23 protein-coding genes, 1 other RNA gene and 1 pseudogene are annotated in these 24,048 nt (G+C 74.3%); 12 read left to right on the top strand and 13 right to left on the bottom strand.

Annotated features, from left to right (window positions below; all coding sequences use genetic code 11):
- Window positions 1–62 precede the first annotated feature (62 nt).
- The 8 genes and pseudogenes from BCD49_RS15580 to BCD49_RS15550 form a co-directional block, all read right to left on the bottom strand.
- On the bottom strand, window positions 63–1,196 hold the full coding sequence (locus BCD49_RS15580) for a serine/threonine-protein kinase (RefSeq protein ID WP_083401495.1): 1,134 nt from the start codon (window positions 1,194–1,196) through the stop codon (window positions 63–65).
- 165 nt (window positions 1,197–1,361) lie between these two features.
- Window positions 1,362–1,625: a WD40 repeat domain-containing protein gene (locus BCD49_RS15575; protein ID WP_007517099.1), complete on the bottom strand. Its 264-nt coding sequence runs from the start codon at window positions 1,623–1,625 to the stop codon at window positions 1,362–1,364.
- The gene (locus BCD49_RS45040) at window positions 1,622–1,954 is read right to left on the bottom strand and encodes a hypothetical protein (RefSeq protein WP_007517100.1); all 333 of its coding nucleotides are present in this window, start codon (window positions 1,952–1,954) and stop codon (window positions 1,622–1,624) included. Before BCD49_RS45040 ends, BCD49_RS15575 begins: the two co-directional genes overlap by 4 nt.
- A gap of 167 nt (window positions 1,955–2,121) precedes the next feature.
- A pseudogene (locus BCD49_RS45035) lies at window positions 2,122–2,475 on the bottom strand (protein kinase domain-containing protein); the annotation flags it as partial.
- A 2-nt stretch (window positions 2,476–2,477) separates the two neighbouring features.
- A complete protein-coding gene (locus tag BCD49_RS45030) occupies window positions 2,478–2,642 on the bottom strand; it encodes a hypothetical protein (protein WP_007517102.1) in 165 nt (54 codons plus the stop codon).
- 371 nt (window positions 2,643–3,013) lie between these two features.
- Window positions 3,014–4,063 carry a helix-turn-helix transcriptional regulator gene (locus BCD49_RS15560; protein WP_035928396.1) on the bottom strand — a complete coding sequence of 350 codons (1,050 nt, stop codon included), beginning with the start codon at window positions 4,061–4,063 and terminating at the stop codon, window positions 3,014–3,016.
- 216 nt (window positions 4,064–4,279) lie between these two features.
- Complete coding sequence (locus BCD49_RS15555) at window positions 4,280–4,957, bottom strand: TetR/AcrR family transcriptional regulator (protein WP_007517104.1); 678 nt, start codon at window positions 4,955–4,957, stop codon at window positions 4,280–4,282.
- Between the two features lie 361 nt (window positions 4,958–5,318).
- Window positions 5,319–6,095 carry a pirin family protein gene (locus BCD49_RS15550; protein WP_007517105.1) on the bottom strand — a complete coding sequence of 259 codons (777 nt, stop codon included), beginning with the start codon at window positions 6,093–6,095 and terminating at the stop codon, window positions 5,319–5,321.
- A gap of 254 nt (window positions 6,096–6,349) precedes the next feature.
- On the opposite strand from BCD49_RS15550, the gene BCD49_RS15545 reads away from it, so the two are divergent.
- Complete coding sequence (locus BCD49_RS15545; RefSeq protein ID WP_007517106.1) at window positions 6,350–7,222, top strand: TIGR02452 family protein; 873 nt, start codon at window positions 6,350–6,352, stop codon at window positions 7,220–7,222.
- Here the strand turns inward: BCD49_RS15545 and BCD49_RS15540 are convergent.
- The 4 genes from BCD49_RS15540 to BCD49_RS15525 form a co-directional block, all read right to left on the bottom strand.
- Window positions 7,215–8,252, bottom strand: a complete 1,038-nt coding sequence (locus BCD49_RS15540; protein WP_007517107.1) for a hypothetical protein — start codon at window positions 8,250–8,252, stop codon at window positions 7,215–7,217. The two genes, BCD49_RS15545 and BCD49_RS15540, sit on opposite strands and share 8 nt — an antisense overlap.
- On the bottom strand, window positions 8,249–9,055 hold the full coding sequence (locus BCD49_RS15535; protein WP_007517108.1) for a DUF6084 family protein: 807 nt from the start codon (window positions 9,053–9,055) through the stop codon (window positions 8,249–8,251). The genes BCD49_RS15540 and BCD49_RS15535 overlap by 4 nt, the downstream gene beginning before the upstream one ends.
- An 87-nt stretch (window positions 9,056–9,142) precedes the next feature.
- On the bottom strand, window positions 9,143–9,805 hold the full coding sequence (locus tag BCD49_RS15530; protein WP_007517109.1) for a GNAT family N-acetyltransferase: 663 nt from the start codon (window positions 9,803–9,805) through the stop codon (window positions 9,143–9,145).
- 167 nt (window positions 9,806–9,972) lie between these two features.
- Window positions 9,973–10,938 (bottom strand): Sir2 family NAD-dependent protein deacetylase, encoded by a 966-nt coding sequence (locus tag BCD49_RS15525; RefSeq protein WP_035928400.1) that lies wholly within the window; start codon window positions 10,936–10,938, stop codon window positions 9,973–9,975.
- A 525-nt stretch (window positions 10,939–11,463) separates the two neighbouring features.
- On the opposite strand from BCD49_RS15525, the gene BCD49_RS15520 reads away from it, so the two are divergent.
- The 11 genes from BCD49_RS15520 to rnpB all read left to right on the top strand — a co-directional run bounded on the left by BCD49_RS15520 (window position 11,464) and on the right by rnpB (window position 23,364).
- Window positions 11,464–14,151 (top strand): cation-translocating P-type ATPase, encoded by a 2,688-nt coding sequence (locus tag BCD49_RS15520; protein ID WP_007520155.1) that lies wholly within the window; start codon window positions 11,464–11,466, stop codon window positions 14,149–14,151.
- 40 nt (window positions 14,152–14,191) lie between these two features.
- Window positions 14,192–14,545, top strand: coding sequence for a hypothetical protein (locus BCD49_RS15515; protein ID WP_007520154.1), 354 nt, complete (start codon window positions 14,192–14,194; stop codon window positions 14,543–14,545).
- Between the two features lie 121 nt (window positions 14,546–14,666).
- Window positions 14,667–15,149 (top strand): hypothetical protein, encoded by a 483-nt coding sequence (locus BCD49_RS15510; RefSeq protein WP_007520153.1) that lies wholly within the window; start codon window positions 14,667–14,669, stop codon window positions 15,147–15,149.
- Between the two features lie 185 nt (window positions 15,150–15,334).
- Window positions 15,335–16,261, top strand: coding sequence for a fumarylacetoacetate hydrolase family protein (locus tag BCD49_RS15505; RefSeq protein WP_007520152.1), 927 nt, complete (start codon window positions 15,335–15,337; stop codon window positions 16,259–16,261).
- 544 nt (window positions 16,262–16,805) lie between these two features.
- A complete protein-coding gene (locus BCD49_RS15500) occupies window positions 16,806–17,114 on the top strand; it encodes a hypothetical protein (RefSeq protein WP_007520151.1) in 309 nt (102 codons plus the stop codon).
- Window positions 17,115–17,325: 211 nt separating this feature from the next.
- A complete protein-coding gene (locus BCD49_RS15495) occupies window positions 17,326–17,547 on the top strand; it encodes a hypothetical protein (protein ID WP_027140702.1) in 222 nt (73 codons plus the stop codon).
- Between the two features lie 132 nt (window positions 17,548–17,679).
- The gene (locus BCD49_RS15490; protein WP_007520149.1) at window positions 17,680–18,801 is read left to right on the top strand and encodes a thiamine pyrophosphate-dependent enzyme; all 1,122 of its coding nucleotides are present in this window, start codon (window positions 17,680–17,682) and stop codon (window positions 18,799–18,801) included.
- A gap of 80 nt (window positions 18,802–18,881) precedes the next feature.
- Window positions 18,882–19,844 carry an alpha-ketoacid dehydrogenase subunit beta gene (locus BCD49_RS15485; RefSeq protein ID WP_027140703.1) on the top strand — a complete coding sequence of 321 codons (963 nt, stop codon included), beginning with the start codon at window positions 18,882–18,884 and terminating at the stop codon, window positions 19,842–19,844.
- Window positions 19,845–19,954: 110 nt separating this feature from the next.
- Window positions 19,955–21,448 carry a dihydrolipoamide acetyltransferase family protein gene (locus BCD49_RS15480; protein ID WP_071041612.1) on the top strand — a complete coding sequence of 498 codons (1,494 nt, stop codon included), beginning with the start codon at window positions 19,955–19,957 and terminating at the stop codon, window positions 21,446–21,448.
- A 514-nt stretch (window positions 21,449–21,962) separates the two neighbouring features.
- On the top strand, window positions 21,963–22,871 hold the full coding sequence (locus BCD49_RS15475) for a hypothetical protein (RefSeq protein ID WP_007516517.1): 909 nt from the start codon (window positions 21,963–21,965) through the stop codon (window positions 22,869–22,871).
- A 76-nt stretch (window positions 22,872–22,947) separates the two neighbouring features.
- An RNA gene (gene rnpB, locus BCD49_RS15470) (RNase P RNA component class A) lies at window positions 22,948–23,364 on the top strand.
- A 74-nt stretch (window positions 23,365–23,438) separates the two neighbouring features.
- On the opposite strand, the gene BCD49_RS15465 is transcribed toward rnpB, so the two are convergent.
- Window positions 23,439–23,909, bottom strand: a complete 471-nt coding sequence (locus BCD49_RS15465; RefSeq protein ID WP_007516516.1) for a hypothetical protein — start codon at window positions 23,907–23,909, stop codon at window positions 23,439–23,441.
- Window positions 23,910–24,048 lie beyond the last annotated feature (139 nt).

Raw genomic sequence — 24,048 nt, 5'->3', positions numbered from 1 at the left:
GCGCACGCCCCTCGCGGTGGATCGCCGGCGCGGGAAGCGGGCCGGCGTGGGCGCGGACAGGCTCAGGTCCTGGGCGACCGGAGGCCGCGCAGCAGCCGGGTCCAGGGCCGAGGGCCGGGCTCGGGCGGCCGGGGCGGGGGTAGGGGTGCGCGCGGCGGGGCACCCGCCCAGCCGGGGGGCGGCGGCCCGGGGTAGGCGCTTGCCGGGGGAGGGGTCGGGACCGGGGTCGGGGGAAGCGGGAGGAGCGCGGTGCCGGCCGGCAGGCGCAGCGTGGCCTCGCCCGTCGGGTCGGGGGCGGTGACGTCGGTCAGCCGAAGAAGGAGCTCGCGGGCGGTGGGACGGTCGGCCGGGTTCTTCGCCATCGCCCGGGCGACGACCGGGCGCAGCGCGGCGGGCAAACCGGCCAGGTGGGGCGCCTCGCACACGACCCGGCGCAGCAGCTCGGTGATGCCCGGCTCGCCGAACGGGAGCTGGCMGGTGGCGGCGTAGATGACGTTGCCACCCCAGGCGTGCACGTCGGTGGCGGTGGTGGCCGGCTGGTCGAGGGCCTGCTCGGGCGCCATGAACACCGGCGTGCCGAGCTTGCCGATGGTGATGGCGGTGACGTCCTCCAGCGGCCGGCAGACGCCGAAGTCGATGACCCGAGCCCCGGACGAGGAGAGCATGATGTTGCCCGGCTTGAGGTCGCGGTGGATGACCCCGGCCGCGTGGATCGCCGTCAGCGCCGAGGCGACCGCCACGGCGAACCGCTCCAGGTCCGCGGGCGGAAGCGGCCCCCACCCGACGATGGCGGTGGAGAGCGTCGGGCCGTCGATGAACTCCGTCACCAGATAGGGGCGCGGGCCGGAGACGTCGACGTCGAGCACCTCCGCGGTGCAGAACCGGGCGACCTTGCGCGCAGCGTGCGCCTCGCGGCGGAACCGTTCCCGGAACGCCGGCACGCTGGCCAGGTCCTCGTCGATGACCTTCACCGCGACCAGTGGCGCCGCCTCACGACCGGCGCCGCCGTGGCCGTGGCCATGACTGGGGCCGTGGCCGTGGGCCGCGCCGTTCAGGACCGGCGTGGCGCCGCCGACGCGACGGGCCAGGTAGACGGTGCCCATGCCGCCCTTGCCGAGCACGCCGAGCACCCGGTACGGCCCGACCTGGCCCGGGTCGTCCGGGCCGAGCGGCGCCACGTCCGGCAGGCCCACCACGCACACTCCTACCCGAGAGCTCGGCGCCTTCCCGGCTCGCCGCGGTCCGCGTTACGAATCTCCCCGTAGGGCAGGCTATCCCGCGGACCACCCCGGAGCCGGACCACCCCGGAGCCGGACCACCCCGGAGCCGGGCCAGCCCGCCGGTCGCCGGGTCCGGCGGGGTCAGCGCAGCCTCCAGAGGCTGATCGTCTGGTCGTTGCCGCCGACGGCGAGGACGTTGCCGTCGGGAGAGATCGCCACGGCCCTGACGAACAGGCGGAACGTGAGCCCCTGGCCGATGGGCCTCGGCCTCGACTTGTCGGTGATGTCGTAGAGGCGGACGAGGTTGTGGCCGGCGCTCGCGGTGGCCAGAACGGTGCCGTCGGGGGAGAGCGTCACGCAGTAGATGTTGTCGCCGCTCTCGATCGGCTGCCCGATGGGAGTCATCTGGCGCCCGACGGCGCGCCGGTCGGGTCGACCAGAGGCACCCCTGCCGGATCGGTCGGGGCTGGCGGGTAGGAGCCCGGGGCGGCGCCGGTCCACGGCGCGGTGTCCCCGGTCGTCGTGGGGGTGGCGGCGCCACGCGGGTCGGGTGGCCGGGTGAGCGCGGGTGAGATGGCGCCATCCGCGCCATGCAGGTGATGCAGGAAAAGGAGCAGCTCCTCGGCCGTGGGACGTTCGGCGGGGTTCTTCGACAGTGCTCGGGAAACGACGGGCAGCAGCGCCTCGGGAATGCGGCCGAGGTCGGGTTCGTCGTCGACGACGCGGCGCAGCACGACGGGCGTCGCACCCTGCCCGAATGGGGAACGGCCGGTTGCGGCGAACAGCAGGACGGCGCCCCAGGCGTGAATGTCCGCGGCCTGGGTGGCGTCCAGGCCAGTGCCTGTTCGGGGGCCATGTAGGCGGGGGTGCCGAGGCTGCCCTGGGTGAGCCCGGTCGTGGCGTCGAAGGCACGGGCGATGCCGAAGTCGATGACACGGGCGCCCGACGGCGACAGCAGGATGTTGGCCGGCTTCAGGTCGCGGTGGACCAGGCCGGCGGCGTGGATCGCGGTCAGCGCCGAGGCGATCGCGACCCCGAGCCGTTCCAGCTCGGCGGCCGGCATGGGTCCCCGGTCCCGCACCGCGGCCGCGAGCGTCGGCCCCTCGATGTACTCGGTGACGAGGTAGGGCCGGCCCGCGGTGTTGACGTCGAGGACCTCGGCGGTGCAGAACCGGGCGACGCGCCGCGCGGCCTGGGCCTCCCGCAGGAACCGGTCCCGGAACTCGGGGATCCGGGCGAGGTCGGCCCGGACCATCTTCACCGCGACGAACGCCGCTCACCGCCCGCAGCGGGGCCGTCGGTTCGCCAGGCCAGGTAGACGCTGCCCATGCCACCGTCACCGAGCCGTCCCAGCAGCGTGTACGGCCCCAGAGACCGCGGATCGTCGTCGTCCAGCGGCGCGACACCGGGCACACCGACCATGCAATCCCCCCGAAAGGAAGACCGGTGCGGACCCTCCCCAGGCAGGCCCGCAGGTCGAGCCCTCCGCGCTTCTGACATTACGGAAACCTCGCTCGAAGCGCCCGTCCCACGCAGGTCGTCGAGACGACAGGGAACCGTTCGGGGCGAAGCGGGGAGAGAACTCCGGATCCCGCGGTCACGAGTCGTTCCGTGTTCCGCGCCCGAATGCCCGAATGCCCGAATGCCCGATGGCTTGTGTCTGGTGAATGCGGACACGCGAATTCATCGAATTCTCCCGGCGTTCCCGGATCCGGGATCTGGGTCCCGGGGACGCGATCGCCCCGGCAGACCGGCCGGCGGGCGATGCGGCCAGCCGCGCGGCGTCGCGTCGGTCAGCCGGGCGGCGCCGCGGTGGTGAAGAGGCGGCCGACGGCGCGGATGTGCTCGGCGAGTTCCGGCGGGCCGAGCACCTCGAACGGCGCGCCGACCCGGGCGAGCAGCAGCATCGCCCAGGCGGGGTCGTCGGCGCCCATCCGCAACCGGCACGGGCCCCTGTCACCCGGCTCCCCGCCGGCGCCTCCTCCGCCGCTCCCGGTACCGGCCCGCCCGGCGGTACCCGTCTTCCCGGATGTACCCGCCGGCCTCGTGGCGTCGCCCCGCTTCGCGGGGTCCCAGGGCTCGACGGCGGCCCAGCGGCCGACCACCCGAGCGACCTGGTCGGCGGGCGCCCAGATCAGCACCTCGGCCTGGCGGCGCGCCGGAGCGGACCGGACCGCGGCACGGACGAACGCCGCCGCGTCCCCGCCGGGAAGCTCGCGCGGGCGGAACCGGCCGCCGGTGGTCAGCGGCTCGGTGATCCGGTCGAGCCGGAACGTCCGCCAGCCGGACCGGTCGACGTCGAAGCCGACCAGGTACCAGCGCCCGCTGAGCGACACCAGCCGGTGCGGCTCGACGTGGCGGTGGGTCGCGGCGCCCTCGCGGTCGGTGTAGCCGAAGCGCAACCGCTCCTCCGCCCGTGCCGCCAGCGCGATCGCGGTCAGCATCCCGGCGTCGACGGCCGGCCCGCCGACCGGCACCGGCACGGTGTAGGCGCCGAGCGCGTCCGCCCGGTGCCGCAGCCTGCGAGGGATCACCTGCGCCACCTTGGCCAGCGCACGCACGGCGGCCTCCTCGACCCCCGCCACCGAACCGGCCACGGCGGCCCGCAGCCCGACGACGATCGCGACCGCCTCCTCGTCGTCGAGCAGCAGCGGCGGCACCGCGGCCCCGGCCTTCAGCTGGTAGCCGCCGGCGACGCCCCGGCTGGCGAGTACCGGATAGCCCAGCTCGCGCAGCCGGTCGACGTCGCGGCGCAGCGTCCGGGCGCTCACCTCGAGCCGGTCGGCCAGCTCCACCCCCGTCCAGTACCGGTGGGTCTGCAGCAGCCCGAGCAGCCGCAGCATCCGCGAGCTCGGCGAGGTCCGGTCACCGGCGTTCCCGCCGCGCCCGCCCGCCGTGGCTTCGGCTTCGGCTTCGGCCTCGTCGAAGGCGTCGCCGAGGACGTCGTCGGGTGGGTCGCTCGCCATGCCTACCAGCATGCCCGGGATTGCGGCCAGATCCTGGCCGCAATGTGCCGCAGGCCGGGTGGCGGGCCGGCCTTGGGCGGTGGGTGTGGAAGGTCAGCGGCCGTGCGGGCGGTCGCACTGCATGACCCGCGTGATCTCGCCCGGGGCGAGCGCGGGGTGCGGCAGCGGGCTCGGGGCCGCGCGGTCGGTGCGCAGGCCGTCGAGCACGAGGGCGAGGAAACGGCGCCACGACTCGGGTGCCACGTCGCGGGTGAAGTCGGCGACGGCGGTCAGCATGAGCTGGACCAGGGCGAGGTCGGTGCCGGCGACGTCGGGGCGCAGCGCGCCGGCCCGCTGCGCCCGTTCCACCAGCGCCATGAACAGGGGGCCGATGCGGTCGCGGTCCGCCGCGATGCGGGCCCGGCCATGCGCGGTGCTGAAGACCAGCTCCTTCAGACCCCGGTCGGCGACCTGGCGCGCGGTCGCCTGGTCGAGGAAGGACACGAGGCCCAGCCACGGGTCCTCGGCGCGCAGGCACTCCTCGGCGAGCTCGGCCAGCTTGCCGATCCGGTCCTCGAACAGGGCTTCGATGAGCAGTTCCTTGGTCGGGAACCGACGGTAGAACGTGCCGATGCCGACGCCCGCACGCCGGGCGATCTCGTCGGTGGTGACGTCGAGACCCTGCTCGGCGAACGCCGCCGCCGCGCCCTCGAGGATCCGTCGCCGGTTGCGCTCGGCGTCGCGCCGCAGCGGCCGGTCGGCGGCCGTCGCTCGCGTCGCCTGCTCCGTCACGTACTGATCATAGGCGCGGGCCCCGCCGCGGGGTCCGCCTCGTCGTCGCCGCCGTCTGCGGCCTGGTCCTGCCCGGCGGCCGGACACTGCCGCACGTCGCCCCCCCGGCGAGGGCGCCGACGGCGCCGAGGGTGAGCCCGCGCCAGCAGCGGTCCACTTCTGACCCCGCCGAATCCCGCCCCCGCCCCCGCTCCCGTCCCCGGGGCGCTGGCGCCGGCAGCGGCCCCACCGCGTCCTTCCGTGGTCGATGGTCGACCGCGGGGACACCACAGTCGACCACGGATCCACCATCCGCCGATGGATCGTGGTCGATGGTCGACCGTAGGAAGTCGACCATCGACCACGCTTCCGCCATGGAGGGTCAGCCGCGGACGGTGGCGTGCATCTCCCAGACGAGGATCTCGCTGGGCTCGGTGGCGGTGATCTCCTGGCCACCGGAGGCGGTGAAGCGGACCGCGTCGCCGGTGTCCAGCGCCCCCGCGCCCTCCAGGGTCACCGCTCCGCGCGGCACGAACAGGTGCAGGTACGGCGCGTCGGGCAGGGTGACCGACCGGCCGGGCTCCAGGCGGGCCGCGTGCAGCGCGGCGTACCGGTTGCTGATCCGGATGGCGGCGGCGTCCTTGTCCCGTTCCATACCGGAGGCCACCGGCACCAGCCCGCCGGCGAGCAGCTCGCCGTCGATCTCCAGCTGCTCGTAACCCGGCTCGATCCCGGTGGTGTCCGGGACGACCCACATCTGGACGAAGTGCACCGGGTCGGTGTGCTCGCCCTCGCCGGTCAGGCGCCAGGAGTCGTTCTTCTCCGAGTGCAGGATCCCGGCGCCGGCGCTCATCCGCTGGGCCAGGCCCGGGTAGATGACGCCCGAGTGCCCGGTCGAGTCCTGGTGGACGAGGGCGCCGTCCAGCACCCAGGTGACGATCTCCATGTCCCGGTGTGGGTGAGTCTCGAAGCCGGTGCCCGGGTCGACGACGTCGTCGTTGTTCACCAGCAGCAGGCCGTGGTGGGTGTTGTCCGGCCTGTAGTGGTGGCCGAAGGAGAAGGAGTGCTTCGAGTTCAGCCACGACATCCGGGTCGCGTACCGGTCCTGTGCGCGCCGGATGTCGACACTCGCCTCGCGGGTCGCGGTCGCAGCGGCCATGGTGACTTCCTTTCCTGCCCGGTCTCCCGGTCCGTCCTCCGGTTCAGCCGGTCCAGATAGTTGCTTGTGCAACTATGAAGCGTCCCTGTCGGTCGGTCATTCCCACGGTTCCTGACCGGCGGTGGCGATCTAAGCTTCCGGCATCCGTATCTCATCGTGCGAGCCCGGACAACGGCCACCGACCAGGCGGGCTGGCAGCCGGTCGGCGGACCGGAGGGACGGACGGGGCCGACGGGGCGACGGGGGTGGGGCGCATGAAGGAGCGGCTGCGGAAGATCGCGGAGGAGACGGTCAGGATCGTCGACGCCGGCGGATACACAGCGCCCGACGGTCGACGGGTCGACATCTCCGAGCGGGTGCGCCGGGCCGTCGAGGGCACCGTCCTGTACGGGCCCGAGCCGGTCGACGCCGTCCCTCCCGCGACCGTCCCTCCCGGGGCCTCCGCCCCCGCGGCGCCGGGCCAGGCACCGCGGCCGGCCCGCCTCGAGGTGACCGGGGAGACCACCTTCGCGGCCGCCCGCCGGATGCTCGCGGCCAGCCCCGGGCCGGTGGCGGCGTTGAACTTCGCCTCGGCGCGCTGGCCTGGCGGCGGCTTCCTCAGCGGCGCCAGGGCGCAGGAGGAGTACCTGTGCCGCCTGTCGGCGCTGTACGCCTGCCTGGTCGGCGTCGACGACTACTACCGGCCGCACAACGCCGCGGGCACGTCGCTCTACAGCGATCGGGTGCTGCACTCGCCGGCGGTCCCGGTCTTCCGGGACGAGGACTTCAGCCTGCTGCCGGAGCCGGTGGACGTCGGCATCCTCACCGCGGCGGCGCCGTACGCGACGGGCCTCGCCCGCGACGAGCCRCACCTGCTGTGGCTGCTTCCGCGGACCTTCCAATCTCGCTGCCGGCAGGTCCTCGCGGTCGCCGCGCGCCACGGCTACCGCCGCCTCGTCCTCGGCGCCTGGGGCTGTGGCGCGTTCGGCAACGACCCGGCCGTCGTCGCCGCCGCGTTCGCCGAGCTGCTGCTGCCCGGCGGCGCGTTCGCCGGCCACTTCGACGAGGTCGGCTTCGCCATTCTCCGTCAGCACGAGTCCGAATCCGGCACCGGCAACGTCTTCGCCGCCGCCCTTGGCCTTACCTGACGACGCCGGGAGTGGCCCGTGGGTGGTCGGTGAGGACGACGGGGGCCGCCAGGACCGTGTCGTCGTGGCAGTGGTCGTCACCGCTGACCAGGACCGGCCAGGCGCGCTCGTTGTGGCAGCACGCGGTGAAGGTGACGGCCCACCAGGGCGGGTCGGTCAAGGAGAGGAACCGCCAGCCGGGCGCGTACAGCACCAGGTGCGCGGCGAGCAGCGACCGGCGCAGTGCCTCGTCGCGGGCGGCGGCGCGCTCGGTCGCTCCCGGCGCGGCGAGGCCGTCCGTCGTCGGGCCGGGCGACCAAGGTGAGGTGTTCCGCAGCTCGGCGTACAGGCGCGCCACCCGGAACGGGCCCGGGAGCCAGCGGGCGGACAGGCACAGCTCGGCGTCCAGCCGATGCCAGGCGCGGACCACCCGGCCGCTCGCGACCAGCGCCTCACCGGCCGAGGACGACTGGGACGCGGCGCCGGGGTGCCACGCGCCACCGGGTGGCGGCGCCGCGAACGGGGTGGCGGTGAGCAGGACCTCGCGGCCGGCCGGGGCCACCAGCGGGATCGTGCGCGGCGCCGGATCGGGGTCCGGATCACCGGGCGTGCCGAGCAGGTCGGTCAGCGGGACGAGCACGTCCTGCTCGCACGGCGCGGACTCCCGCCAGGCGCGCAGCTCGCCGTGCGGGTCGCGGACGGCGTCCACCGGGGCGAGCCCGCCGCGGCGGCCCGCCCACACCGACCGGTCGACGAGCCGCCGGAACCGGACCCGCACCCGCAGCACACCGAGGTCGGCCTGGTGGTCCACGTCCGTGACCAGGCCGGCACCGCGGCCAGGTTCGTGTTCGAACAGGCACTCAGCGTGGCAGGAGGAGTGCTCGCCGACGCCGGCGGCGAACGCGGGCGGCGCCAGCACCCCGACCTGGCCGCACGCCTCGCGCGCCTCCTGGGTCGGCCCGCCCGAGAGGTAGGGGAAGGGCTGGTAACCCTCGTAGAGCACGGCATCGGCCACCGCCCGGGCCGTCTCGACGCCGGTCCGCCCGCTCATGACCGCACCGTCCCACGGTCCGTCGCCGACGGTCCGCCGGCGTTGCGGGCGGCCTCGCGAGCAGCCGGCCGGGCGCTCCTGAGGCCGGCACCACCGGGCGCCCGGTCCGTCCAGTCCGTCCGGTTGGCGATCACCTGTTCGGCGGATCCCGGCGCCGTGACCTCGGCGGTGGCGAGCAGGGCGAGGATCGCTTCGTCCCACGAGGCGATGGCCTTCGTCACCTTGTAGCGGGCGACGGCGTCGACGGTGTCGCGGCGCAGCCGCATCCAGGCCTCGCCGGGGAAGTAGGCGTCCATCAGCTGACCCCAGACCTCCACCGGCAGCCGGTAGCTCGCCTGGAGGTGCCAGGGAACCGGTTCGACGCACGGCCCCGACAGCGTCGAGCGGAACACGGTGCCGCTGAACAGCAACGACAGCGGGACGACCCCGTCCCGCAGCGAGTGGAAGTACTTCCCGGCGGCGACCTCCAGGTCATAGCTCACCGGCACGTGCAGCTCGGCCCCGGTACTGCCGACGAACGGGCCGACCATGGCCGACACCGTCGCGACCGGGAACGACCGCATCGAGCGCGACCATCGGGCCGGGCCGCCGAACACGGCGCAGAGCTGCTCCCGCTCGTCGTCGCGGTAGCCACGCTCTGATGGCTCGACCCGGATCTGGCAGCGCAGCGCGATCGCCTGGATCGAGGCCCCGGTCGTCTCGGCGATCCGCAGCCGGGCTACCAGCGTCGGGCTCGCCCCATGGGGCATCGGAGCGATGTCCAGACACGCGATGTCCAGATGGTTGAACGCGAACTCGGCCACTCCCGTCACCCCTAACGGGTGATGCCCGCCCTGGCCGCCGATAACGTCCCGACCGTAGGCCGGCCTCCGGCTGGCCGCCCCGCGGGCTCAGCCGGCGGCGGGCTCGCCGGCGGCGGACCGTGGCTGGGAGGCGACGAGCGGCTTGGACAGGACGGTGAAGGCGAGGTCGTCGCGCCGGGGGAGGCCGAAGCGCTCGTCGCCGTACGGGAACGGCCTGATGTCGCCGGTCGGCCGGTAGCCGCGGCGGACGTACCAGGCGATCAGCTCGGCGCGCTGGGAGATCACGTACATCTCCATCCGGTCGGCGCCCCATGCCTCGCGGGCCCGCCGCTCCGCCTCGGCGAGCACCGCCGAGCCGAGCCCGCCACCCTGCCTGGTCGGTCGAACCGCGAACATGCCGAAGTAGCCCGTCGAGCCGTGTCGCTCCAGCTGGCAGCACGCGATGATCCGCCGCCCAGGCGTCGCCGCGGCGCGGGCACCGTCCTCGCGGCCTTCGACGTCATCCGCCCCGGCACCGCCCGCGGCCTCCTGCGCCACCAGGATCATGCCGTCGGCGCTGGTCACGATCTCGACGATCGCCTGGGCATCGGTGCGCTGGCCGCCGAGCAGGTCCGCCTCGGTCGTCCACCCCGCCCGGCTCGCCTCGCCCCGGTAGGCCGAGGTGATGAGCGTCAGCAGCTCGGGCACGTCGTCGAGCGTCGCCGCCCGGAACCGCGCGTCCACCCGCCCCGCCGTTCCATTCGTCCGCACGCCCCCATCCTCGCAGCGCCCGCCAGTTCGCGGCCGGGGCCCGGCTCGCGGCCGGGGCCTGGCGTGGTGGCCGGAGTCTGGCCCGGTGGCGGGGCTCGGACCGGCGGTGGTGATCGTGGCGGCCCGTGGTCGACGGGCCGCCGCCGACGGCCCGTGGGGCGACGGCCTCAGGAGGTGACGGTGAGCTCGTGGGCGAGGGCCGGGAGGATGTCACCGAGGGGAGCGTCGACGAGGAGGGCGGCACGGGCGTCGGCGCGGGTGGGGCCCTGGTTGACGATGGCGACCGGGATGCCGAGCTTGCCGGCCCGCAGCACGAACCGGTAGCCAGACATCACGGTAAGCGACGAACCAAGGACCAGCAGGAGGCGGGAGCGCTCCACGACATCCATCGCGGCCGCCACCCGGTCGCGTGGGACCGTCGCGCCGAAGAAGACGACGTCGGGCTCGAGCCGGCCGTCGCCGCAGCGCCCGCAGCCGACCATGGCGAACCGGGTGATCTCGGCCTCGGCCAGCGTGGCGTCACCGTCCGGGTTGACCCGGCCGGCCGGCGGCGGCGCCGCGCCGGCCGCGCCGCCGCCCTCCCCGGCCGCCGCGGGCGGGCCGCCCCCGCCGTCCCATTCCTCTGGCGGGCCGGGCTCCTCGGCGCCGGACACGCCGGCGTCGACCGCCTCGGGGCGGAAGTCGGGGTTGGCGGCGGCGAGGCGCGCCTCGAGCTCGGCGCGTGGGCTGACGTCACCGCAGTCGGAGCAGAGCACCCGGGCGAGGCTGCCATGCAGCTCGACGACCGAGCGCGCGCCGCCGGCCTGGTGCAGACCGTCGACGTTCTGCGTCACGATGCCGGTGAGCAGGTCGGCACCTTCCAGCGCGGCGACCGCGGTGTGCCCGGAGTTGGGCCGCGCGTCGACGATGTGCCGCCAGCCAGCGTGGCTGCGGGCCCAGTACCGCCGGCGGGCCGCCGGGTCGCCGGTGAACTGCTGGTAGGTCATCGGCGCGTGGTTGCGCCGCAGCGCGCCGCTCGGTCCGCGGTAGTCCGGTATCCCGGACTCGGTCGACATGCCGGCGCCCGTCAGCACGGCGACGCCGCCGCCGGCCGTGACGCCGACGGCGGCCGCGATGGCCTCCCGCAGGGCCATCACTCCGGCCGCCGCGTCCCTGATCACCGGCACGTCCGCCGGGCGTGGGCCGAGGGCCGCGGCACGGGTGAACGGCCTGACGCGGTAGGCCAATGGTGTCGCGCCCGCGGCCAGCCCTTCGGTTGCCATGGTCCTATGGTGCCGCCTCGGCGGGCAGCGGCACCCGGCAAACGGCTCGTGGCGCCGTGTTCGGGCCGGGATCGCGGCAACCACGACGGCAAGGGCGCCCGTTCCAGCGGTGGGCGGCGCGTGAGTCCGCGTCCGTGGAATCGCCCACGTGAGACCTACCTCATAGCCGGACGCCGGTGCGCCTCGCGTCCCGCCCGGCGCGTCTGCCCGTCCGCCGCCTTCCATTGCGCGCCTGGCGGGCAGGCCGTGGGCCCCCACCGGACGCCGACCCCGGCGGGCCAGGGTTCCGTCACCGGCTGGTCGAACTCCTCGCATAGGTTGGCGATGTACGCGCAGAGTGCCGGTCGCTCCGCCGCGCCGCGGCCACGCGTCCGACTGAGCGAGGGGAACCGAAGCATGGAGCAGCGGGTCGACGCCGGCCCGGCCACGCCCGGCCTGGCCGGCGACGGCGCACCCGCGAGCACCCCGGCCGGTCCCGCCGCCCCGGCCGCCCCGGCCGACGGCGCGTCCGCCAGGGCCGCCAGTGGTGGCGGCGTGGCCGTCCCACGGGAGGCGTCCGCTCCTGACGACGCGGACGGCATCTCGGCCGCGCCCGCCCTGCCGGCCCTGGTGGGCGGGCTGGACGGTGCCGGGAGCGACGGCGGGTCCGCGAGCGACGTCCTGGTGTTCTCCCCGGGCGGGCTGACCGCCGCCGAGGTCGCGAGCCGGGTCGCCGCCGGCCAGGTCAACGACGTGCCGACCAGGTCCAGCCGGACCGTCCGCGAGATCCTCACCGCGAACGTGTTCACCCGGATCAACCTGATCATTGGCGTCCTCTTCGCGCTGATCTGCGTCGTGGGGCCGATCCAGGACGGCCTGTTCGGCGCGGTGATCGTGGCGAACTCGGTGATCGGTATCATCCAGGAGCTGCGCGCCAAGCGGACCCTCGACCGCCTCGCCGTCATCGGCGAGGCCCGCCCGACGGTCCGCCGCGACGGTCAGGCCGTGGAGCTCGCGCCGGGCGAGATCGTCCTCGACGACCTGATCGAGGTCGGGCTCGGTGACAAGATCGTCGTCGACGGCACGGTCGGCGAGGCCGACGGCCTGGAAGTCGACGAGTCGCTGCTCACCGGCGAGGCCGACCCGGTCCACAAGCGTCCCGGCGACCCGATGATGTCCGGGAGCTTCGTCGTCGCCGGCACCGGCGCGTTCGTCGCGACGAAGGTCGGCACCGAGGCCTACGCCGCCCGCCTCGCCGCCGAGGCCAGCCGGTTCACGCTGGTGAACTCCGAGCTGCGCAACGGCGTCAACAAGATCCTGCGGATCGTCACCTACCTGATCATCCCGGCCGGGATCGCGCTGGTCATCAGCCAGCTCACGATCGACGACAACGACCTGGCCGAAGCGATCCGGCGGATGGTCGCCGGCCTCGTCAGCATGGTGCCCGAGGGGCTGGTGCTGCTCACGTCACTGGCGTTCGCGGCCGGCGTCGTGCGCCTCGGGTCGCGTAACTGCCTGGTCCAGGAGCTGCCCGCGATCGAGGGGCTCGCCAGGGTCAGCGTCGTCTGCCTGGACAAGACCGGCACCCTGACCGAGCCGGCCATGGACGTCCTCGAGGTCCGCCCCCTGGGGCGATACGCCGACGACGCGTCCGGCGACGGTGATGCGCCCGCGGACGGTGGCGGGGCCGGTACGGACGGGCGGGTGGCCGCGGTGCTCGGCGCGCTCGGCGCGGCCGACCGGCGGCCGAACGCGAGCCTGCAGGCCATCATCGACGCATACCCGGCGCCGGACGGCTGGCGGCCGGTGGACGCCGCGCCGTTCTCGTCGGCCCGCAAGTGGTCCGGGGCTCGACTCGCCGAGCCGGACGGCGCGGAGTCGACCTGGCTGCTCGGCGCCCCCGACGTGCTGCTCGACCGCGGCCACCCGGCGCTCGCGGACGCCGACGCGTTCGGCGAGCGCGGCCTGCGGGTGCTGCTGCTCGCCCGCTCCGACCGGTCGCTGGCGGACGCGCTCGCGGGCGGCGTGGACGGCGCGGTGGAGCCGGCGGCGCTGGTCGTCATCGCTCAGCGGCTGCGCGCCGACGCCCCGGACACGCTGCGCTACTTCGCCGAGCAGAGCGTCGCTACCAAGGTCATCTCCGGCGACAACGCCCTGTCGGTCGGCGCGGTCGCCCGCGAGCTCGGCCTCGCCGGCGCCGACAACCCCGTCGACGCCCGCTCGCTGCCCGAGGACCGGGCCGAGCTCGGCGTCGAGCTCGAGACGCACACGATCTTCGGCCGGGTCACCCCGCACCAGAAACGGGAGATGGTCGGCGCGTTGCAGGCCCGTGGCCACGCCGTCGCGATGACCGGCGACGGCGTCAACGACGTGCTCGCCCTCAAGGACGCCGACATCGGGGTCGCGATGGGATCCGGCAGCCCGGCGACCCGGGCCGTCGCGCAGATCGTGCTGCTGGACAACAGCTTCGCGGCGCTTCCGTTCGTCGTCGCCGAGGGCCGCCGCGTCATCGGCAACATCGAGCGGGTCGCGAACATCTTCCTGACCAAGACGGTCTACTCGGTGCTGCTGGCGATCGTCGTGGTCGCCGCGCAGGTCCCGTACCCGTTCCTGCCCCGGCACCTGACGCTGATCAGCTCGCTGACGATCGGCATCCCGTCGTTCTTCCTCGCGCTCGCGCCGAACCACGAGCGGGCCCGGCCGGGCTTCGTCTCCCGGGTGCTGCGCTTCGCCATCCCCGCCGGCGTCCTGGCGGGCCTGGCGACCGTGGCCACGTACTTCCTGGCGCGCGAGGTCTTCTACGACCACGACCTGAAGGCCGAGACGTCCCTGTCGACGTTCACGCTGTTCCTGGCCTCGATGTGGGCGCTCGCCATGATCGCCCGGCCGTACACCTGGTGGCGGGTCCTGCTGGTCGCCGCGATGGGCGCGCTGTTCGCCGTGGTGCTGGTCGTCCCCTACCTGCAGGACTTCTTCCAGCTCTCCCTGGTCGGGACCACCGGCCCGCTCGTCGCTCTCGGCATCGCCGCGGCCACGGCCGTCCTCATGGAGATCGTCTGGTTCTTCGTCCGCCCGCCGAACGGAACCTCGCGGTCGGCCGGCTAGGATCGGGTTCTACGGCATGTAGTAGAGGTGGGCGCGAGAGATGGTCAGGGTCATTGCCGTCGCGGTGGCGGTCGCGGCGCTGCTGCTCGCGGCCTGGGTGTTCTTCCTCGCCTGGCGCAACCGGCCGATCGGGCAGTCGGTGCTCGCCGGGGCCGGGGTCGTCGAGGCGCTGATCCTCGCCCAAGTGGTCGGCGCGATCGTGCTGGTCGCCCGGGGCGAGCACGCCGACGAGCCGCTGACGTTCGTGCTCTACCTGGTCGCGTCCGTCGTGGCGCTGCCCATCGGGGCATGGTGGGCGGTAGGGGAGCGGTCCCGGTCGGGGACGGCGGTGCTCGGGGTCGCGGCCCTCGTGGTGGCGGTCATGGTGCAGCGCCTGCAGCAGACCTGGTCGTGACGGGGGTCGACGCCCGGACCTGCCCCGAGGCTCCGGGACTCCGGGGCGTGCGCGGCTTGGCCACCACCGGGGCCTTCGGCCGGAGCCGGGGTGAGCCAGACAGGGACGGCGGGAGGACGGGATGACGACCGAGACGGCGGGGGAGCCGGCCACGGTGGGCGGTACGCCTCCGGAGGACACGGCGGCGCCGGTACCGGGCGCGCGGCGGACGTCGAGCGGGCCGGGACGGCTGCTGGTCGCCGTCTACGCGGTGTTCGCGGTCGCGGCGACGTCGCGCGCGCTCGTACAGATCATCACGAAGTTCGACGAGGCGCCGGTCGCCTACCTGCTGTCCGCGTTCGCGGGCGTCGTGTACATCCTGGCGACGATCGGGCTCACCCGGTCCTCGGCCGGCGGCCGGCGGCTGGCGACCGCCGCCTGCGCCGCCGAGCTCGCCGGGGTGCTCACCGTCGGCACGCTCAGCGTCGTCGACCGGGACCTGTTCCCCGACGAGGCGGTCTGGTCGGTCTATGGCCAGGGCTACTTCTTCCTGCCGGTCGTGCTGCCGGCGCTCGGCCTGTGGTGGCTGCGCCGCACGGCCCCGCCTGTCCGCCTGCCTGACTGACCGACGGCCGTGAGCCGTGAACCGTGGCCGACCAGCGATCGTGGGGACACGACCATYGGCCACGTTTCGCCTTCCGGTCGTGGATCGTGGTCGATGATCGACCGCGGGGACACGCTCACCGACCACGGTTTGGGCGGTCGCCGTCGCGTCGGTCGGGTTGTCGTGGGGCTTGGGAAGGGGGCGCGATGCGGTTCGTGGGGTTCCGGGAACGCGGCAGGTCGGTGGTCGGCGTCCTGACCCGGGCCGGTGGTGGCGCGCCGGGGGCGGCGACGGCGGCCGGGTCGATGCCGGCCGGGCCCGGGGTGATCGGGCTCGCGCCGGTCGAGGAGTTCTATGCCGACGTGCCCCGCTGGCGTGACCGCGCCGCCGAGGCGCTGGCGCTGCCGGGGACCGCGGCGCGGCCCGTCAGCGAGCTGACGATCGTCGCGCCGGTCCCGCCGGCGGCGCGGGTGCTGTGTGTCGGGCTGAACTACCGGGCGCACGCGGCCGAGACCGGTCTCCCGCTGCCGAAATACCCGGCGATCTTCGGGCGGTGGACGGTGTCGCTGACCGTCGACGGGACGCCGGCGCCCGTCCCGGCGGGGGAACGCGGGCTGGACTGGGAGGGCGAGCTGGGTGTCGTCCTCGGCGCGACGCTCGCCGACGCCGACGAGGCGACGGCCCTGGCCGGGGTGCTCGGCTATGCCGCGTTCAACGACCTGTCGGCCAGGCGGGCCCAGGGGCGTTCGCCGCAGTGGACCCTCGGCAAGAACTCCGACCGAAGCGGGCCGCTCGGCCCGGTGGTCACCGCCGACGAGGTCGGCGACCCCGCCGACGGGCTGCGCGTCGTCACCCGCGTGCGCACCCGGGCGGACGACGGCTCTCAGGTCGAGGAGGTCGTCCAGGACGGCGACACCAGCGACATGATCTTCAGCGTCGGTCAGGTGCTGTCCTTCATCAGCCAGACGATGACCCTGTACCCCGGCGACCTGCTGGTGACCGGCACCCCCGCGGGCGTCGGCTACATCCGCAGGCCGCCCCGCTACCTGGTGCCCGGGGACTGGGTGGAGGTCGAGATCGAGCGGGTCGGCCGGGTCGCCACCCCGATCGTCGACGCCACCGGTCGCGGCTGACTGCCGCTGCGCGCATCCCGGCCGAACGGCCCGGTCTTGTCCCGTGCCGACTCAGCCAGGCCGGGCCGCGGGCCGGACTCGTGACCATGCCCGCGGCCGGGTACCGACGCCCCGGAGCCCGGGCGGGGATGACCTGACCGATGGTGCCCGCCGGCATGGCGGACGGCCGTGGGAGGTCGGGCACTTGTTCCCGGGAATACTGTCAAGCACCGGCACCGGTCGGTTCCGTGATGGCTCCACCGGTCTTCTAGGCCGTTTTCTTCCGGCCCATTTCCGTCGCCGGAATCGATGGAATACGCGGATATCGTCGGCGCCCTGCCTGGCTTTGGAGCTGGTATGACCGGAACCGGCGCGAAGGCCGGGACGGGAACGTATAAGCCGAAATGGCAAGACGCTCCCTGATCCTTTTTTCGGCTGGGCGAAATCCGGTTACGCTGCGTCGCGAAGTCATTCCGACGTCGCATTCAGCGGCGGCCGGCCGACGTCCGCGCGAGAGAGATCCCGCCGGGCCGCAGGCCATCAGGTGATATGGGGGACCGGTTAGATGAAGAAGTCGATTGGTCGACGCGCGGCCACCATTGCCGTGACCGGCGCCGTCGCCGTGGTTCTTGGATTCGGCCCGGGCGTCGCTGCCGCGCAGGCCTGCGACTGGGGCTGGGGCGACAAGAAGGACGGTGGCTGGGACAAGGGCAAGGACGAGTGGGGCAAGGATGGCAAGGACGGTTGGGGTAAGGACGGCAAGGACGGCTGGGGCAAGGACCGTAAGGACGGTTGGGGTAAGGACGGCTGGGGCAAGGACCGTAAGGATGGCTGGGGCAAGGACCGTAAGGACGACTGGGATTGGGGCTGGTAGTCGTCGCTGCTGGACCGGCCGGTCGGCTCCTGTCGTGACCATCCGGAACGGCTGATGCTCCGGAGGTCCTGATGGGCTGGGGCGGTGCCTCCTGTCGAGGCACCGCCCCTCTTTCGTGCGTCGCCGGCTTCCGGGTCCGGCGGCGATGCCCGTTATCTCGCGTATGCCCATCGCCCATGGAGCTGTCCTCGCGGATCCGGTGATACCGGAAATGGCCGGCGGTCGGGCTGGCAACGGCTACCTGTCGACACGCGATGAGTTCGGAGGGCGTGCCGGGGTGCCATCGGGCGGGCCGCTCGTGTGCTCGCGGCGGCTGGTGGCCGAGGACGCGCAGGGGCGGTGCGACCAGGTCGCCGACCTCGGCTTCACCGAGCGCGTCGCCGCGGGCGACCGCATGCCTCCCACCGGTGGTGACCTCCCGGTAATAACGTAACGCATCCAGGTGGACTCCTACGGTAGTTGTCGGGCGTACAACTACATCGGTATTCGATTACCGAAAGTGGTCGAAATATGGTGAGTCTGTATTTGTGGTGGTCACGGCCAGCTCAGAGGGGGAGTGCGCTACGTGAGTTCGGGTGAATCGTCCGACGACTACGGCGTGCGGCTGCTGAATCCGGACGGGTCGGCGGTCGAGCATGTGGACTTTCGCCCGCTGCTGGGTGTCGAGGAGCTGAAGGGCTGCTATGGGGCGATGCTGCGGGCGCGTCATCTCGACGAGGCGGCGACGGCGTTGCAGCGTCAGGGTGAGCTCGCGCTGTGGATCCCGCTGCGTGGCCAGGAGGCGGCCCAGATCGGCTCCGTGCGCGCGGCCGCACCGGCGGACTTCATCTTCCCGAGCTACCGGGAGCACGCCGTCGCCTGGGACCGGGGCCTGCCCGCGGTCGAGGTGATGCGGCTGCTGCGCGGGATCACCCATGGTGGCTGGGACCCGGCCGCGCACAACCTGGCCAACTACGCGCTCGTGCTCGCCTCGCAGACGCTGCACGCCGTCGGCTACGCCCTCGGTCTCCAGCTCGACGCCCAGCTCGGCCCTCGGCTGGAAGCCCAGGCCGGCGTGGCGGGCGGGCAGGAGCCGGCGGCGGTCCTCGCCTACCTGGGTGACGGCGCGATGAGCCAGGGCGACGCCAACGAGGCGTTCGTGTGGGCGGCGAGCTTCAAGGCCCCGGTGGTGTTCTTCTGCCAGAACAACCAGTGGGCGATCTCGACGCCGGCGGCGCGCCAGTCGCGGGTGCCGCTGGCCGCGCGGGCCGCGGGTTTCGGGTTCCCCGGGGTGCGGGTCGACGGCAACGACGTCGTCGCCGTGCATTCGGTCACGTCGGCGGCGCTCGCCCGGGCACGCGCGGGCGAAGGCCCGACACTGATCGAGGCCTATACCTACCGGATGGGACCGCACACCACCTCGGACGACCCGACGCGCTACCAGCCGGCCGGCGAGGTCGACCTCTGGCGGGCGCTCGACCCGATCGACCGGGTCGTGCGGGCGCTGGCGCCGGTCTGTGACGCCGCCTGGTTCGACGGGCAGCGGGCCGAGGCCGAGGCGGCCGCCGCCGAGCTGCGGGCGGAGACGCTCGCGCTGGCGGATCCTGCGCCGGACGCGTTCTTCGACGAGGTGCTGGTGACCGAGACGGAGGAGGCCCGCGTCCAGCGAGCCCGCTTCCGCGAGTACCGGGAGTCGTTCCAGGTATGAGCACACGCACACCGCCACCAGGCACACTCCTGGTCCCCGAGGCCAGGGCCGCCACCGAGCCCGCGCCGGCCGCCGTCCCGATGGCCAGGGCGCTGGGCGCCGGGCTGCGCGACGCGATGGCCGCCGATCCGAAGGTGGTGCTGTTGGGGGAGGACGTCGGCCGCCTCGGCGGGGTCTTCCGGGTCACCGAYGGGCTGCAGGAGCAGTTCGGGGAGGCACGGGTGATCGACAGCCCGCTGTCGGAGAGCGGCATCGTCGGCGCCGCGATCGGGCTCGCGATGCGCGGTTACCGGCCCGTCTGTGAGATCCAGTTCGACGGCTTCGTCTACCCCGCGTTCGACCAGATCGTCACCCAGCTCTCCCGGCTGCACCAGCGCTCCGCCGGTCACCTGCGGATGGCTGTGACGATCAGGATCCCCTACGGCGGCGGGATCCACGCGGTCGAGCACCACAGCGAGTCCCCGGAGGCGTATTTCGCGCACACCCCGGGGCTGCGGCTGCTGACGCCGTCGACGTCCGCCGACGCCTACCTGTTGCTGCGCCAGGCGATCGCCTGCGACGACCCGGTGATCTTCTTCGAGCCGAAGCGGCGCTACTGGGAACGTGGCCCGCTCGCCGTCCCCGAGGACCCGGCGCCGCCGATGGAACGCGCCCGGGTGGCCCGGCCCGGCACCGACGTCACGCTCATCGCCTACGGGCCGACGGTGCGCACCTGCCTGGACGCGGCGAGCGCCGCCGCGGCCGACGGCCGCTCGGTCGAGGTCGTCGACCTGCGCTCGCTCGCCCCGCTGGACTGGCCGACGCTGGCCGACTCGGTGCGCCGCACCGGCCGAGCCGTCGTCGTGCACGAGGCGGTGGTGACGGCCGGGCTCGGCGCCGAGATTGCGGCGCGGCTGACCGAGGACTGCTTCCACCACCTGGAGGCGCCGGTCGGCCGGGTCGGCGGGTACCACACTCCCTACCCGGCGGCGCGCCTCGAGCAGGAGTACCTGCCCGACCTCGACCGGGTGCTCGACGCCGTGGACCGCACCTTCACGTACTGACCGCACGTACTGACACGTACTGACCGCACGTACTGACCGCGCCGAGGGCGCCGAGAGCGCCGAGGCCACGGCCGGGACGGCCGACCGCCAGACCGGTGGAAAGAGGCCAGATGTACGACCAGTTCCACCTGCCAGACCTCGGCGAGGGCCTCGCCGAGGCGGAGATCGTGCACTGGCTGGTACAGCCAGGGCAGACCGTGGAGCTCAACCAGCCGCTCGTCGAGGTGGAGACGGCCAAGGCCGCGGTCGAGATCCCGTCGCCGTTCGCGGGTGTCGTCCATGCCCTGCACTGCGCCGAGGGTGACCTCGTGCCGGTCGGCTCGGCGCTGCTCACCGTGGCCAGGGCCCAGGCCGAGGAGGCGCCGCCCGCCCTGGTCGTCGGCCACGCGCCGGTCGAGACCGCCGGTGGGGAGCCGCCGCGCCGCCGCCCGCGCCGCCCGCTGGGCCAGACGGCGCCCCGGCCCGTCGCCGCGTCGCTGGCGCTCGCGCCGCTGGTGAGGGCCGTGCCCGCGGCCGCGCTGGCGGCCGGGTCGGCGGCGAACCGTTCAGGGGCGACCCGTTCGGGGTCGAACGGGTCGGCGGGCCCGGCGCGGGCTCGGGTGCTGGCCACCCCACCCGTCCGCAAGCTCGCCCGTGACCTCGGCGTCGACCTCGCCGCCGTCGAGCCGACCGGCCCCGGCGGGACGATCGCCCGCGCCGACGTCACCGCGGCGGCCCAGCTCGGCACGCCGCCTGGCCGCCTGGCCGCCGGCGCGCCGCCGTCCCGGCCGGTCGGTGGCGGGGCCGGCGGGCCCGTGGCCGGGGACGGGCCGTCTGGTGTCGAGCCGTCTGGTGTCGAGCCGTCCGCGGCCGGCGCCGAGCGGCCCGCGGCCCGGCCGGGTGAGCGGATCCCCGTGCGCGGCGTCGCCCGGCAGATGGCGCTCGCCATGGAACGCAGCGCCTTCACGGTCCCGCAGGCGACGGTGCACCGCGCCGTCGACGTCACCGCGATGCTGGCGCTGGTCGCCCGCTGGCGCGCCCAGAACGAGGCGGCGGCGCGTCCCGGCGCCGCGGCGCCGCCGCGGGTGACGTCGTTGGCGTTCATCGCGCGTGCCGTCGTCGCGGCGCTCGCGGCGCACCCGCTGGCGAACGCGCGCTGGCTGACGTCCGTTGACGGGTCCAGCGAGATCGAGGTGTTCGCGGGCGTCAACCTGGGGGTGGCCGTCGCCGCCGACCGCGGGCTGATCGTGCCGGTCGTCCCGGACGCCGACCGGCTGTCGCTGCCCGCGCTGGCGGGCGAGCTCACCGAGCTCGTCACCCAGGCCCGCGCCGGCCGGACCCCGCCAGCCCGGATGCTCGGCGCCACGATCACCGTGTCCAACGTCGGCGTCTTCGGGGTCGACGCGGCCGCCGGGCTGGTCCGCGAGGGCGAGGCGGCGCTCGTCGTGCTCGGCGCCATCCGGGAGACCCCGGCCGTATGGGAAGGCCAGATCCAGATCCGCCGGGTGATGACCATCTCGGTGTCGTTCGACCACCGGATCCTGGACGGCGAGGCGGCCTCCCGCTACCTCGGAGAGATCGCCGCCGTCCTGGCCGACCCAACGCGCCTCCTGCTGCTCGGCTGACCCTTCGCCGGGCCGACCTGGCCGAGTGACGGAAATCTCGACCCGGCTGGCCCTGCTCGCCCGGCGGGCCAGCCGGGAGACCGGCGGCCGCGGCGATCCCGGCGCGCGAGCCTTCCCGGCGCGGGGCTCGCTGGCCCTTCCGAGGCGGCGCTTCCGCCTGGTGGCTAGGACGTCTGGGCATTTCGCGGGAGCGACGACCACGCAACTCCCGCCCTGGTCGGTGCGTCCGACGTGGCATTGGTAGGCGCCCCGCGCCCCGCGGCCTGGCGGCAGTGACCCAGGCGGCACGCCCCGGAGCGGACCGTGGTCGGGTGGGCTCGTGGTGGGCTGCGATGGTGAACCCCGTGGATCTGCCCAGGTTGGTCCCGCCTAGGATCGCCCCGGGCGAGTCGACCGGAGTCGTCCCCGGCGGCGGGCTGTCCCCGCCCGGCACCGGCCTCGCGGCCGACGCGGGCGCACCGACCGACCGGGCACCGCGCGCGGACACGAGATCTGACAGACGGAGGAACACCAGGTGGACGTGTTGCCGGACATCCTGCTCACGGTCGCGATCTCGCTTGCGGCGGGCGCGCTCGGGGCGCTGGCCATCCGGCTGTGGGAACGGCCCGGCGGCGCGCCCATGTCGAGGCCCCGCCAGTCGACGCTGTTCGGGCTCGCGGCCGACGACGAGATCCTCGTCGCGGTCGCCTCGCTCGCGCCGAACGGGATGATCGCCCGTGACGACGTGCTCGCGGTCTCGGAGATCTCCTCGGTCATCTACGGAGCGGACGCGCGGCCCAGGGTCACCCCAGGCGGAGCGGTGCAGGACAGCATCGGCCGGCGCACCGAGTTCTGCATCGGCGACCCGCGCTCGAACCCGCGGATGGCGGCCCACCTGTCCCGCTACCTGCCCGGGGTGACCTTCTCCCCGCCCACGCCGCCCGCTCCGCCGTCGGCGGCCCCGGCGCTGGCCACCGTCGGCGCCTCCGCCGAGGGCGCCCCCAACGGGGCGGCGCAGGACACGACCAACCTGTCGGGCCCGATGATCGTGCCCGCTCGCCCACCGCGGGAGAGCCGGGTCATCGCGGTCACCGTCCCGAGCGGGCGGGAGGGCCGGCGGCTGCGCGGCGAGAAGGGCGACGGCGCGGACAAGGCGGCCAGGGAGTTCGCCGGCCGGCCGGGCGAGCACGAGTTCGCGCTGCTGGCCCGGGTGGCCGCCGGCCCGGCCCGCCGGCCGCTGTTCATCCTCGCCGGGCAGACCGCGACGGCGAACCTCGCCGCCGCGTACTACCTGCGCAGCCGTGCCGACGAACTCACCGCCGAGTTCTCCAACAGGCCGTCGTTCTGCCTGATCCTGCGGGTCGACGCGGCGACCGTCTACGGCCACGAGCTGGTCGAGCGCGAAGCCGACATCAGCGCCGCCATCGTCCCGCCGACTGTCTGAATCCACCTCGGCCGTCCGCCCCGGGCCGACCGCCCGTTTGAGCAAGATCCGTCCGCCGGGTAGAGTTCAGTACGGACGAGTCGGCCGGGCGGTCGCGTCGGGGCCGGCGTGAGCCGGCACCCGCCGAGGAAAGTCCGGACTCCACAGGGCAGGGTGGTGGGTAACGCCCACCCGGGGTGACCCGCGGGACAGTGCCACAGAAAACAGACCGCCGGTACCGGCGCCGCGAGGCGTCGGGCACCGGTAAGGGTGAAACGGTGCGGTAAGAGCGCACCAGCGCCCGGGGTGACCCGGGCGGCTTGGTAAACCCCACCCGGAGCAAGGTCAAAAGGTGGGTGGCCGCAAGGGCATCCACTGCGCGGACGTTCGAGGGCGGCCCGCCCGAGTCCGCGGGTAGACCGCACGAGGCCGTCGGCAACGGCGGCCCTAGAGAGATGATCGCCGACCGGCCACGCGCCGGTCACAGAATCCGGCTTACAGGCCGACTCGTCCCCAAGACCCCTACAGCGCCCGACCTCATGGGAGGAAGTTGGCAATGTTGGCGTGCGTGGGCCGGGGTGTCCACCATCACTCCGGCAGCAGCTCACCGAGGTGTTCTGCGGCCGACCTGCCGAGCAGCCGTGCGTCGTCCGCGGGCGAGACGTCCGTCTCCAGCTCGGCCAGTAGGCCCGAAACCGCTCTGCGCACCGTTGCCGGATGCGACCAGCTCTCGGCTGTCAGCATCTGCTGACCGAAGCACAGCGCCAGGCGGTCGACGATGTCGCGCAGGCGCGCGGCCGTCTCGGTCGTCTCCTCCTCCGGAAACTCCACCAACTGGTAGGCGGCGTCCTTGCAGACGTCCCACAGCGTATGACGGCCTCCGGTGGCCGAGGCGCGGTCCGCGTCGCGTGCCTGCGCCCACACCTGCGTGAAGTCGCCCGACGCGACGAGGTCGCCAACCGGCCAGCGGCACAGGCACGGCCCCGGGCGCTCCCCCCAGATGCGGGCGCAGTCCTGGAAGGGCCGTCCGCCCCGTGCGGAAAGCCGGGGTGCGACCACGCGAGCACGTCTGGCCAGGTGCGTACCAGCGCGCCCGGCGTCAGCACCGCTGACAGCACGGTCCGCGCGAACTTGCGTCGCACCGCCGGGTCGTCGACGAGACGGCGGGCGGCCGCGCAGGCCACCGGATCGGCCAGGC

The sequence above is a fragment of the Pseudofrankia sp. EUN1h genome, from assembly GCF_001854645.1.
Lineage (GTDB): Bacteria > Actinomycetota > Actinomycetes > Frankiales > Frankiaceae > Pseudofrankia > Pseudofrankia saprophytica.
This window is presented reverse-complemented; position numbering and strand designations above follow the sequence as displayed.